The sequence below is a fragment of the Cohnella abietis genome (assembly GCF_004295585.1).
Taxonomy (GTDB): domain Bacteria; phylum Bacillota; class Bacilli; order Paenibacillales; family Paenibacillaceae; genus Cohnella; species Cohnella abietis.
In genome coordinates this window covers 2,025,858-2,038,291 of record NZ_AP019400.1, presented here as the reverse complement: position 1 = coordinate 2,038,291, position 12,434 = coordinate 2,025,858, and the positions used below count along the sequence as shown (strand labels likewise).

The window sequence follows — 12,434 nt, the reverse complement described above, 5'->3', positions numbered from 1 at the left end:
TTAAAAAAATACTTAGTCTATAGATAGGGTTACTTTTACAGATAAATCATTGAGATCAAAGTCACCAATCCCATTGCTGCAATGGAGGATATGTGTCTTATCGTTAATTTGCTCAACGTGCATTCCTGCATTCCCAATCCAAGCATCTATTCTATCTTGTCCTGTATAGTACCATACATTCCAAATATTAATTTGACCAGTTGCCTTCTTTGGAAAACATTTTACCGCCACGGTTTTAGGAGCAGTATCCCCCCAAAGAACAGGAGCAGTTAAAAGTTCTCCGTTAATTTCGACCTGACCTTTACGCTTATCAACCGACAATTCAATACCTTGTCTGCATGTCGCTTCACTATCCATGAACTCAATTGTGAGCACTTGCTCCTTGGAAACTTCAATCCGATGCGACATAACAATCTTCTTCCCGTTAATATCTAGCGATTCGCCCTTCTTTTCAATAAATAGTTCTGAAAGTGTTTGTGACAATTAAACTCCTCCTTACTAACCTGACCTTCTATAAGGGTCAACATTTGCCCCTTGCCTCTCTTATCATACGCATAGCTTTAATTAAACAAACTTGATGTAATAATGCGATTCATAGATTCATATGCAACAGAAGTTTTCTTTCAGGTGTCAAAAGAAGACTCCAGCTTCGGGTTCTTGGAGTCTTCTTTGCAAAACGCATTATATTTTATTTTTCATCAACCGCAGGGAAAATGTTCACTAGGTCGATTTTTAGACAAGGTACAGTTAGCGATACTCTCATGTTCGGTCAATGTTGTTGCCAATATATATGTTCCGTCCGACAATACAAACTGCTTCAATCAATCGATATATGGAATCGGCAAGCCAATATTCCTAGACCACTTTTTCTCATATAACGCTTATGGATAATTCCTCTGAAAAGATCAAATGTATTACTCGACTAGCTCATAACTTACAAAAGCTAGCTGCGTACTATCAGGCGACCAGGAGTTAACGTTAATTGTTCCCTGACCTCCGAACAGCTTCACTAGCGTACGTGATTCGCCACCGCTGCTGGACATCAGTCGGATTTCCACATTTTTGTTGGCGGGATGATCGCCCGGATCGACGTCGCCTTTACGATAGGTAATAAAGGCTACCGTTTGTCCATCAACTGACACATGCGGGAACCAGTTGTTGCTTTCCTCAAAGGTCATTTGAGTCTGCTCGCTGCCATCGATTTTCATGCGCCATATTTGCATAAGGCCTGATCTTGTCGAGTTAAACCAAATGTATTTGCCATCTGGTGAATATTCGGGACCGTCATCAAGTCCGGGAACATCTGTTAATTGCGATTCAACCCCACCAGCTGCTGGGATTGTGTAGATATCATATTGTCCGTTCCGATCGGCGCAATACGCTAGCGTGCCCCCGTCTGGCGACCAGCCATGCAAATAGCTCGGTGCGATAGGCGTGAGTAGCTCAGGACGACCACCCTCAAGAGGAAGAACATATATGCGAGACTGACCGTCCTCCTGAGTATGATGGCTGACCGCAATCCGTTTATTATCAGGCGATAAAACATGGTCATTATTGCAATGCGTCGCGTACCCAGAGTCGATTACCGTGCTCTTAAGCGTATCCAGATCGAAAGAATAAATACGTCCTAAGCTATTATAGATAAGCCTCTTGCCGTCACTAGTCCAGTTCGGAGCCTCGATGAGATAATCAAATTGGGCCAGCACTTTACGCTCACCAGTCTGCACGTCCACCGTCTCAAGAGTACTAATCACATTTCGTCCTTCAACCTTCTGGGGGATCTTTTCTGTCTTCACGGCTATTCCTCCCTATATCTAAGTTATGATCTAAGCATGATTTCAAAAAGGATCAACATGAACTCTATTATAACGATGGAAGAAGGAAAAGATATCCTTCCCCCCTACAATAGGCGCGGAAACTAAGACAAAGCCTCATTAATACGCCCATCTGTCGAAAAAAACGGACTCCTTGCTCATATAAACTCGCTAAAATACGACACACCATTAATGATACATAATGTATCATTAATGGTGTGTCGTATTTACTATGATCTCCATTTTACCTATTGAGGTGAGTCAATGACGTCCACGTTTGGTACGCCTACAAAAGTCGCCATTACAGATCCTGCTGCTTCCATGAGACTCACCAATCGTCTGAGCGGACATTTCAAGCAGCTGCCGCCTAATAAACGAATTGTTGTTGTTTGCTTAGGAACAGACAGATCTACCGGCGATTCTTTAGGGCCTCTTACCGGCACCCTTCTTAGCAAATACCGTTCATCCTCATTCGAGCTGTATGGCACGTTGGAAAAGCCCGTTCATGCGCTGAACTTGGATGCAACACTCGAACAGCTTTACAGGGACAACCATGATCCGTTTGTCATTGGGATAGACGCTTGTCTCGGCAATTCCTCCAGTATCGGAATGATCCATATCGGTGAAGGTCCTTTGCTTCCTGGTGCTGGGGTGAATAAGGCTTTAACTCCTGTTGGGGACATTCATATTTCTGCAATTGTAAATGTAGGAGGCATTCTAGGATACCATGTCCTCCAGAACACCCGCCTGCACCTCGTTATGAACATGGCCAATCTGATTGCCAGAAGTCTATTCGTCGGGATATTACTATCAACCAAAAGTGACCATGAACAACTAGAAATGCAATAAATGTTCTTAACACATCCCGCTCAAATATGGGAGCTACTAAATGAGCGGGATTCCATTTTATTGCATTTGAATCGGAGCTGGTTTAGTCTTTCGGCCAAAGCCCTGCTGACCGAGAAACAGCACCGTAAGTATTGTAGATTTAGACATGATCCAAGCGAGGGCAAGTGGAACAAGAACGCCAACCACGGTATACACCAGCGTACCGTATTCTAAACCAATTCCGTATTTGAACAATATATTAACGGGAACGTGCAAATACATAATCGTAATGGTGATTGATCCTAGGAAAGCTAGGGCATTAGTTGCCCTCCATTGAGATGACCAATAGCACAATTGCAGCACAACAAGCACACAAGCAAGCGGAATAAGTAGATCTAATACTGGCTGCGTATATCCCTTCATTTTCATATCAATCCGAAAATCCCATATTCCAGTCACATTCAACATGATAACAGTAGCCCATACCAGCAAAGCCGGAATGAATGCAACCTTTCTTTCAAGCCATTCATGCAGATGAGATTTGTAAGTGTACCCTACAAAAAAGTAAACTATCGCCATAAGCGCCACATCAGCATTCCATGGAATATCCCACTTCGCCATCTGGGTCATGCTAACGATATGGGCCACCCCATAGCACACGATAACCACCAGTAATTGCTTCCGAAACGAGTATCTAGATAAAAAGCCCATTAGTAAATGAACGAGCAATAAGCACGTAATAAACCAAAAGACCCCGTACCATCCACCCAAAACCGTTCCCCCATAGGCTAATAGCAGAAAATCATGAGGGATAGACATCGGGTCCTTTAAGTAAAAAGCGACCAAAAATGCGATACAAACCCCATAGACAGCATACGGTACCATAAAAAACTTAATTCTCTTCACAGCCCACTTTAGATAGTCTTCCGGCGCTACTGCCTTGAACAGAAGCCCGCTAACTAGGAAAAACAAAGGCATGCGAAACCAGCCCAAATAGCGATCGATCACATCGTTGCCGGAATGCCCCATGACAACAAGAATGATGCTCAACCCTCTAGCGACATCGATCCACTTCTTACGACCCTTCACGAATTCCCTCCATCCCAGCTCTCATTTTCTGTTCCCTCTTTAACATAATCAAATAGGTGTTCCTCGAAAATAGGCGAATACGTTCAAATGCGTTGGGTCTTATGAATGAGATTCGAAATAGGCTGGTTTTGCATAGACAACAGCAATTAACCCAATTATTTCAAATAAAGAAAAAGGGGCAACACCTATTTTCTAGGCGTTACCCCTATCGTTAATACGATGAGTTATTCAAATACTTCTTCTTCCTTCACCTTACGGCGTTTGCTTGTAATCTGATAAATGACTGGCAGCACGATTAATGTAAGAAGCGTGGATGTGAAGAGTCCACCAATTACCGTTATAGCCAAGCCGCTTGAGATCAAGCTTGAGGAAGAGGATGAAGAAAATGCGAGAGGCACTAGCGCGAGTATCGTTGCGCAAGCTGTCATCAGAATCGGCCTTAGACGTATTTTGGCAGCTTCGATGATGGCCTCTGTTACTTCCATTCCTGTCTTGCGATTTTTCTCTACCCGATCAAGTAGCACAACAGCATTGGTTACTACGATGCCGACGAGCATCAATACACCAATCATTACGCTCATAGACAGGGCTTGTCCGGTAATAAGCAATCCTCCTAGTGCACCTACAGGAACGAATAGCAGTGAGGACATAATAACTAGCGGTGTACGTATTCCTCCGAAAGTCATGCTCATCACGAGGAAGACTAAACAAATTGCAGAGCCAATGGCTATTCCAATACTAGCGAATCCTTCATTAATCATCTGAAGTCCGCCACCGAACTTCACTTCGACTCCGCTCGGAAGTGATAAGCCATCAATGGCTTTCTGGACTTCTCCGGTTACTTTAGCAGTATCAGAGCCCTTCACCAGTGCACTTACTTTGGCGTAATTTTTACCATCCTCATGGTTAATGCTATTAGGTGCGGTAGATTCCGTCACGTCAGCAATGTCCCCAAGCTTCTTGATTCCCATAGCAGTTGGGATGGCGATGTTCTCTAGCTGCTCTTTGGAACCAATGGTTTGCTTGTAAGACAGGTTAATGGCCAGCTCTTTCCCATCAAGGGTATATGTGCCTACATTAACGGGTCTTAACTGCTCATTCACAACCTGCATAACGAGGAAGGATGAGATATTAGCATCGATACCTGTTTGGTTAAGAGAAAGAACCCACTTAGGCGTTACGTCAGTAAGATTGTTAGTAACTTCCTTTAGATCGCCGTTCTGTCTCATTAACTGTTCTATTTGTTTAGCGGCTGTAGCGAGTTCATTAGGCTGATTAGAATAGAGATTAACATCAACGCCATTACCTGACGGAGGGCCCGCTGCCTCTGCCCCTTCTTTGATCTCAATCTGTGTTTCAGGCACAGCAGTATTCACTATTGTCGGAAGCTCTTTCTCTATTTGGTTCAAGAGCTCATCAATCTTAGTCTTATCTGTAAAAGTGACATTAAACTTCGCTTTATTAAGGGCAGACGATTTCTCGAAAGGATTGTCGCCTCTTCCCCCAATTGAAACCTGGTAGTCAACAACACCTGGCAGATCTTTCACATAGCCCTCAACGATTTGACTAAGCTCGGAGGTTTGATCCAGCCCACTCTTTGAAGGCAGCTCAAGATTGATTACTGCTGATGGTGTACTTGAAGAGGGTAAGAAGGTAACGCCAATAATCGGAATTGTCGCCAGCGAACCAAACAATAATATAAAAGCGATACTAATGGATAGCGTTTTTCTTTTTAATGCCCCTCTTAGCAGCTTCTCAAAGCGACGCTGAAGAGAAGTTTCTTCCTCGTGGTGCTTTGCTTTTTTGAAAAATTTAGCTCCTAATACAGGTATCAGCATGACGGAAACAAGTAGCGAGGTAATAATAGAAATCACGACCGCGTACGAGAATGGGCGGAAGAATTCCCCTATAATTCCTGACACGAAAGCAAGTGGCAAGAAAACAACGACTGTCGCAATTGTAGATGAGGCAATGGCTCCAATGACCTCTTTCGTTGCTTTGTAGGCAAGCTCTTTGCCCTTCATCTCCTTGCCCTTTTCTTGTCTCCATCTATATATGTTCTCTATGACCACAATACTATCATCGACGATTCTACCGATAGATACTGCAATTCCACCTAAAGTCATAATGTTGAGCGTATAGCCCATTTGATTTAATAATGCGATAGTTACAAATATTGAAATCGGTAATGAAAGAATGGAGATTACTGTTGCTCTTATGTTACGAAGGAATAGGAAAATAATAATGACACAGAATAAAGTACCGAATAATCCTTCCTTCACTAAGGAAGATACCGAGTGCTCAATCTCCGCACCATGATCCGCAATAACGCGAATGTCTATTTCTCCAGCTTCCACGTATTTGGAAAGCGTATCTTTAACCAAGTTGGCTACGTCTGCTGTATTGGCGTCTTGATCCTTCATGACAGATATCGTGAAGCTTTGTTTTCCATTGAAACGTGTTATTTCTTTCTGCGAGGCCATTGTTGAAATTTCAGCTATATCGGACAGCTTTACTTGATTGGATACAGCAGGATCCGCAGGAATACCAGAGCTTAGCTTCAACTCTTCAATTTTCTGCAAGGAATTAATGCTTCCGACTAAACGAATTGGAATTGCTGTTTCATCCTGTGTTACGGCACCTAACGGTAACGCGTAATCAAGTGATTGAATAGCAGTTTGAATGGCATTTAAGGAAATACCATGCTGGCTCGCTTTTTCTTTATCCACGTGAATCTGTATTTCTTCTAAATCCGTGCCGCCTAGCATGACGGAGTTAACTCCCTCTAGCTTGCGAAGCTTAGGAGCGACATCATTTTCTAGCTTAGACTGCATCGCCTTCGCATTGTCCTTGTTGGAGGAAATGGCTGCAACGTAGATCGGCTGCGAATTAATGGAAAGCCTCTGCACCGATACTTCCGCTCGACTTGGTAGCTTTAGCTTTGCAATCGCTGCTTGCACATTCGTATTAATTTCATCCATGTTCGATCCGAAAGGATACTGAAGAAAGATGCTAGCCCCATTCTCGAATGAAGTACTCGTGAGCGAATCGTATCCCTTCATTCCCATCAAGCTGCTCTCTACAGGTGTTGTTACCTCGCCTTCCACCTCTTCAGTGGATGCACCAGGATAAACAGCTTGTATAAATACAGCCGGAAATTCAAGGTCAGGGAATGTCTGCTGCTTAATCTGGGTCGCAGAGAACAAACCGTACCCCATTACAACCGCGCATAAAATAATGACGGCTGCCCCATTCTTCAAACTAATTTTACTTAACCAACTCATATCTATTTCTCTCCTCTCTCTATCTCCGTTTATTATAGATAGTGAATATGTACTCTATATGAACTGAACATTACAATCGAGCTGATCGTTTTCAAATATCATATTTTGTCTTTTTTTATCGAATTCGCTTGATGAATTCACAGTAAGTGCTACTATGTATTAATATGGGATATAAAACCAATTACATAAGCGGTCCTGTGCATCCCAAAAAATTCATAGAAGGAAGAGAGGAACATTGTTTGCAACAGAACGGCACCGCCTCACCATCGACAGGGTACTCCCAGGAATTAAACAGAACCCTGACTACGAAAGACCTGGTTATCTTCGGATTAATTACTATGCTGCCAATCGCGCCGACCCAGGTTTATGCAAGCGCTTCGATTGAGAGCTTCGGTATGGCCCCGCTAGTTTACTTGATCGGTATGATCGCCATGTTCTTCACTGCTTTAAGCTATAGTAAAATGAGCCAGGCGTTCCCCATCGCAGGGTCTGCCTACTCTTTTGTTCAGCGGGGGATGAATCCACACATCGGCTTTCTGACAGGCTGGTTAATCGTAATGGACTACGTTATCGTGCCTGGTCTGCTCGTTTCCTTCTCTACCTTATGGTTGTCTGTTGTCGTTCCAGACTTTCCTTCATGGCTTCTCATTGTGCTGTTCGTTGCCGTGATGACCTTTGTCAATGTGAGAGGCATTGAGATTGGCAAACGGGTAAATCAATTTTTCTTATTCGGCCAATTAACCTTGATTCTGATTTTCTTGATTTGTGCCATTAAATTTGTGTTTATCGATGGTCATGGTGCCGGAGGCTTCTCTTTGACTCCGTTCTGGCAGTCGGACATAATCGATTTCAAGTTCATTGCGAACGCCGCTTCCATTGCCATGCTCGGTTTTATCGGCTTTGATGCGATTAGCACCTTGTCCGAGGAGACGAAGGACCCGACCCGAACCGTAGGCAAATCCGTAGTAGCAAGTCTTGTTTTGATCGGACTGCTCTTTATGGGACAAGGCTATATGGCTTCACTTGCTCATCCGGATTATACGAATCTGGATGCTGATATGGGGTACTTTGACATTATTCGTGAGGTAGGCGGTGACGTTCTTTACTATACCTTTATTATAGCCGGTGTTATCTTTGTTGGAGTTGCCAATGCGCTGACGGTACAATCGGCGATTTCCCGCGTTCTGTTCTCCATGGGCCGTGACAAGGTCATTCCATTTTCAAGCTTCTTAGGCAAAATACATCCCAAGTATAAAACCCCTGCTAACGCTTCACTTTTCGTAGGGGTATTATCGGTCTTTGTCGGTCTTTTCATCTCGCTTGATACATTGACCCGACTCGTCAACTTTGGCGCAATGTCCACTTATATGCTGCTTAATCTTTCGGTCGTTACCTATTTCTTCTTTAGAAAGAAGAACCGCAGCAGTGTGAAGCATATTTTCGGCTATCTTGTATTCCCGCTTATCGGTTTTTCCGTAATCGGGTTCATCTGGACAGGCTTTGATGCATTGACATATGGTATCGGGTTCAGCTGGCTGTTTATCGGCTTTATCATTATTTTATTTAAATCAAAGGGCTTCAAGGAAGTACCTCCCGCACTTAAAGGTATCTAATTAAAGGAGGACATCTCAGATGAGATTAAACAATAAAGTGGCTATCGTGACAGGCTCGGCGCGTGGAATTGGTTTTGAAATTGCAAGACGGTTTGCTGAAGAGGGAGCCAAGGTCGTGCTTGCCGATATTCTTGAAGCTGGGACTGAGTCCGCCGAAATACTCAACAATACTGGATATGATGTGGCTTTTTTCCGCACAGATGTCGCAAGCAACGAATCGGTAGAGGCGCTGGTTGCCTTTACCGTAACACAATATGGACGTATCGACCTGCTAGTGAACAATGCGGCAATTAACATCCCGGGCTCCATTCTGGAAGTGTCTGAAGAAATATGGGATAAGACCTTTGCCGTTAATGTCAAATCGCAATTCCTGCTGTCCCGGGCCACCATTCCACTGATGCAGCAAAATGGTGGGGGAAACATCATTAATATGGGCTCCGGCAATAGCTATGTCGCCGAACCTCGTCTGTCTGCCTATGTCGCCTCCAAAGGTGCGATACTGATGCTAACCAAGCAGATGGCTCTTGATTTCGCCAAAGATAACATACGCGTGAACTGTATTTGCCCAGGATGGGTGGACACGACCTTCAACGACGCGCACTGCGATTTGTATGGCGGCAGAGATGAGGTCCTTAAGATGATCGATGATATCCATCCGATCGGCAGAACGATCAAACCGATCGAAATCGCCAACTCCGCTGTATTTCTGGCTTCAGACGAATCCAGTGCGATTACAGGCACGGGACTTATCGTCGATGGCGGCCTAACGGCCAAGTAAAAAGCAAAGAGGCTGACCCATAGGGTCAGCCTCTTTTGTAGCTATTGATTCTTAAAGCTCTGAGGGATACGCACGATAAAGGTAGTACCTTCTCCCGGGTTTCCAGTTACCTGAATATCTCCATTGTGAAGGTCTATAATTTGCTTGGTAATGGATAATCCGAGTCCGTTCCCTTTCTGAGAACCATCTCTCGCTCTGTCCACCATGTGAAACGGTTTGAAAATATCCACTCGCTCCTCTACTGGAATGCCAATTCCACTATCAGAAATGGTAACAACCGCATCATGAGAACTTATTGCTGTACCAATGCGAATTGTGCCTTGCTGAGGCGTGAACTTGATACTATTGCTAAGCAAATTAATCCACACTTGACCGAGCTGGTCTCCATCCGCTTGAACGATTACTTCAAGAAGCTCCAATTCGATTACTAATTGTTTAGCTGACCATTGAGGCTCTAGGGCAATGACAATCTTCCGCAGCTGCTCGTCCAATCGGAAAGTGCTAAGCTTTAAAGGAAGATCTTCTAGTTGAAGCTGCGACAAATGCAGCAAATTCTGACCTAATCGTGACAGCCGCTCGCTTTCCTCCTCAATGATGCTCAAGTAATGAATGCGGCTCTCCTCGCTCATGTTTTTGTGCTTCAACGCCTTCGTAAAGCCCGAAATAGACGTTAGGGGAGTTTGTATTTCATGCGAAACATTCGTAACGAATTCTTGTCTCATTCTATCCAGCTTGGAGAGCTCTATGGCCATTTCATTAAAGCTTGTGGTTAGTTGGCCGATTTCATCCTTCCGCTTGGTTCTCAATCCCACATTGAAATTTCCTTTAGCCATCCGCCTTGTTGCTTTTGTTAACCTTCGAATAGGCTTCACGATGTACCCTGCTGCAAAGAAAATTAACACGCTGCCGATCAACAGAATAATAAAAAGAATGGTTCTAACGGTGTTCTGGAACATTTTCTCAAGACCGCTTGCCTCCACCATGAGGAACAAAGCGTAATTTCCATTCTGATCTTGAAAAGGGAGCCCAACGATCGTTTGACCATCTTTACGATTTTTCAAGTCTCTAATTACACTACCCGCAATTACCCGTTTCACAATGAGAGGATCAATGATTAATGGTTCGTGCTGCTCCTTAAGAATCTGTTCTCCAGCTTGGTTGTAGATCTGGATTCGACTATTAGAAAGCCCAGATATACCATTCATGAAAGGCTCCAATTGCGTTGTGGATATAGACTGGTAGGTTTGAATAAGTTTTTTGCCATTAGTAACTAGGTTATCGCTGATCATTTGTTGAATTTGGCTGCGGTAAAGCAAGGAAGCAATAACGAAAGCAAGAATGAGACTGGCAATGACGGTACCCACGAAAATCAAAATGACGCGTGTATATAATGATTTAATTGGAACCCACCTCCAACCGGTAGCCGAGCCCTCGGATTGTTACGATCTTAAATTCAGCTTCCAAAGCTTCGAAACGTTCTCGAAGCCGCTTAATATGAACATCAACCGTGCGTTCATCCCCTTCGTAGTCCATTCCCCATATATCCTCGATAAGAGTAACCCTAGTAAAAAGCTGACCAGGATAGCTGCCTAGCTTATAGAGCAATTCAAACTCCTTCATAGGTAGTGTAATTAACTGGTTGTTATTATGGATGACTTGATAGCTCTTTCGATCTAAGGAAATACTTCCGAGCTTTATCGTTTGAGAAGTCGAAACTCCGTATCGTTTCAATAGTGCCTTCACTCGAAGCACGAGCTCCATAGGGTCAAAGGGCTTTACCAAATAATCATCCGTGCCCAGCTGGAATCCCTTAATGCGGTCGGCAGCTTCCCCCTTCGCTGTAATCATTAAGATAGGAGCATCGCCAATATTCCTGAGCTTGAGACATAGCTCCCAGCCATCCAACTTAGGCATCATAATATCTAAGACAAAGAGATCAACCGTATCATTTTCCGCATATTCAAGTGCTTCTGCTCCGTTGGACTTCTCCACAACCTCAAAGCCTTCATCTTCCAAATAAAGACGGATCAGCTCACGGATATATCTATCGTCATCTACTACTAATACCTTCGGCATCGTAAAGCATCCTTTCTTATGTAACAAAATGGCATACTTAAGCGGAATCCTCATTGGTGCTGCTCGTGAACAATACCTTCTGAGCAAACTCGATCCAGCCTTGAGCTGCATGAGATACATAGCCACTCTTATTCCAGATAATCGCCAAATCCCAGTGGATGCTCGGTTTAACAAGTGGAATAACACTTACCTTACCCGGATCAAGCTTCGCGCATATCGTTTCTGGAAGCAAAGAGATTCCTTGATTAGCGCAGATCAATTCATAGATGAAATCCCATTGTGTGCTCTCATAAGCAACCTGAGGCTCAAAGCCCTCACGAATACAGGCTTCCTTCACACGATCATGCAAATTAAATTCCTGGCGGAAGAGGATAAATAGCTCATTTTTCAAGTCTGCGAGATGCACTTCCTCTCTATGGGCTAGCGCATGCGTAAGCGGCAAGACGAGCTTAAGATGTCTCTCCACAATAGGAACAACTTCAAATAGTCGCTCATCAACGGGCAGCACAACAACCCCCAGATTGATTTTACCCTCGAGGAGCAGCTGTTCAATTCTTTTGCCGCCTTCCTCTACAATCTTAATCGCAATGTCCGGATGCAGCTGATGGAAATCCGCAATGACCTTTGGGAAAAAGCTTGCTCCAATTACGGGAGGCAGCCCCAGCGTAAATTGTCCCTTACGCTTCTCCGTCAAATCCTCTACTGCAACAAGAAGCTGCTGTGAGGCATTAATAATCGTTTGGGCATGAGCTTGAACAACTTTACCTGCCTCCGTTAACTCTACTCGACGTGTAGAACGATCAAATAAGACAACACCAAGCTCTACCTCTAAGTTCTTGATCATTTTACTAAGCGTTGGCTGTGAGAGATGAATAGCTTGGCTAGCCTTCGAAAAGCTTGCATGCTGCGCGACCTCTAGAAAGTAGCCTAATTGACGCATATCCATCGTATT

Annotated in this window: 10 protein-coding genes; 3 read left to right on the top strand and 7 right to left on the bottom strand. The window is 44.0% G+C overall.

Going from position 1 to position 12,434, the window contains the following annotated elements:
* Positions 1-12 precede the first annotated feature (12 nt).
* Together KCTCHS21_RS08405 and KCTCHS21_RS08400 are read right to left on the bottom strand one after the other, a co-directional pair.
* A complete protein-coding gene (locus KCTCHS21_RS08405; RefSeq protein WP_130606732.1) occupies positions 13-483 on the bottom strand; it encodes a hypothetical protein in 471 nt (156 codons plus the stop codon).
* Positions 484-914: 431 nt separating this feature from the next.
* On the bottom strand, positions 915-1,796 hold the full coding sequence (locus KCTCHS21_RS08400) for a TolB family protein (protein ID WP_232058121.1): 882 nt from the start codon (positions 1,794-1,796) through the stop codon (positions 915-917).
* Between the two features lie 282 nt (positions 1,797-2,078).
* On the opposite strand from KCTCHS21_RS08400, the gene yyaC reads away from it, so the two are divergent.
* A complete protein-coding gene (yyaC, locus tag KCTCHS21_RS08395) occupies positions 2,079-2,663 on the top strand; it encodes a spore protease YyaC (RefSeq protein ID WP_130606728.1) in 585 nt (194 codons plus the stop codon).
* Between the two features lie 57 nt (positions 2,664-2,720).
* Here yyaC and KCTCHS21_RS08390 read toward each other — a convergent pair whose 3' ends face one another.
* Together KCTCHS21_RS08390 and KCTCHS21_RS08385 are read right to left on the bottom strand one after the other, a co-directional pair.
* Positions 2,721-3,731, bottom strand: coding sequence for an acyltransferase family protein (locus tag KCTCHS21_RS08390; protein ID WP_130606726.1), 1,011 nt, complete (start codon positions 3,729-3,731; stop codon positions 2,721-2,723).
* Positions 3,732-3,955: 224 nt separating this feature from the next.
* Entirely contained in the window at positions 3,956-7,015 is a 3,060-nt protein-coding gene (locus KCTCHS21_RS08385) for an efflux RND transporter permease subunit (protein WP_130606724.1), read from the bottom strand.
* Between the two features lie 239 nt (positions 7,016-7,254).
* On the opposite strand from KCTCHS21_RS08385, the gene KCTCHS21_RS08380 reads away from it, so the two are divergent.
* Together KCTCHS21_RS08380 and KCTCHS21_RS08375 are read left to right on the top strand one after the other, a co-directional pair.
* The gene (locus KCTCHS21_RS08380; protein ID WP_232058120.1) at positions 7,255-8,628 is read left to right on the top strand and encodes an APC family permease; all 1,374 of its coding nucleotides are present in this window, start codon (positions 7,255-7,257) and stop codon (positions 8,626-8,628) included.
* 19 nt (positions 8,629-8,647) lie between these two features.
* Positions 8,648-9,406 (top strand): SDR family NAD(P)-dependent oxidoreductase, encoded by a 759-nt coding sequence (locus KCTCHS21_RS08375; protein ID WP_130606720.1) that lies wholly within the window; start codon positions 8,648-8,650, stop codon positions 9,404-9,406.
* A 41-nt stretch (positions 9,407-9,447) separates the two neighbouring features.
* On the opposite strand, the gene KCTCHS21_RS08370 is transcribed toward KCTCHS21_RS08375, so the two are convergent.
* The 3 genes from KCTCHS21_RS08370 to KCTCHS21_RS08360 are packed head-to-tail and all read right to left on the bottom strand — an operon-like array spanning position 9,448 to position 12,428.
* Positions 9,448-10,770, bottom strand: a complete 1,323-nt coding sequence (locus tag KCTCHS21_RS08370; RefSeq protein WP_232058222.1) for a sensor histidine kinase — start codon at positions 10,768-10,770, stop codon at positions 9,448-9,450.
* Positions 10,771-10,801: 31 nt separating this feature from the next.
* Positions 10,802-11,482, bottom strand: coding sequence for a response regulator transcription factor (locus KCTCHS21_RS08365; protein ID WP_130606718.1), 681 nt, complete (start codon positions 11,480-11,482; stop codon positions 10,802-10,804).
* Between the two features lie 37 nt (positions 11,483-11,519).
* Positions 11,520-12,428: a LysR family transcriptional regulator gene (locus tag KCTCHS21_RS08360; protein ID WP_130606716.1), complete on the bottom strand. Its 909-nt coding sequence runs from the start codon at positions 12,426-12,428 to the stop codon at positions 11,520-11,522.
* Between the last annotated feature and the right edge of the window lie 6 nt (positions 12,429-12,434).

What these genes read in the sequence shown, in the direction of transcription:
- yyaC (WP_130606728.1), top strand. Translation starts at nt 2,079, where the DNA reads ATGACGTCCACGTTTGGTACGCCTACAAAAGTCGCCATTACAGATCCT.
- KCTCHS21_RS08385 (WP_130606724.1), bottom strand. Translation starts at nt 7,015, where the DNA reads ATGAGTTGGTTAAGTAAAATTAGTTTGAAGAATGGGGCAGCCGTCATT.
- KCTCHS21_RS08375 (WP_130606720.1), top strand. Translation starts at nt 8,648, where the DNA reads ATGAGATTAAACAATAAAGTGGCTATCGTGACAGGCTCGGCGCGTGGA.
- KCTCHS21_RS08365 (WP_130606718.1), bottom strand. Translation starts at nt 11,482, where the DNA reads ATGCCGAAGGTATTAGTAGTAGATGACGATAGATATATCCGTGAGCTG.
- KCTCHS21_RS08360 (WP_130606716.1), bottom strand. Translation starts at nt 12,428, where the DNA reads ATGGATATGCGTCAATTAGGCTACTTTCTAGAGGTCGCGCAGCATGCA.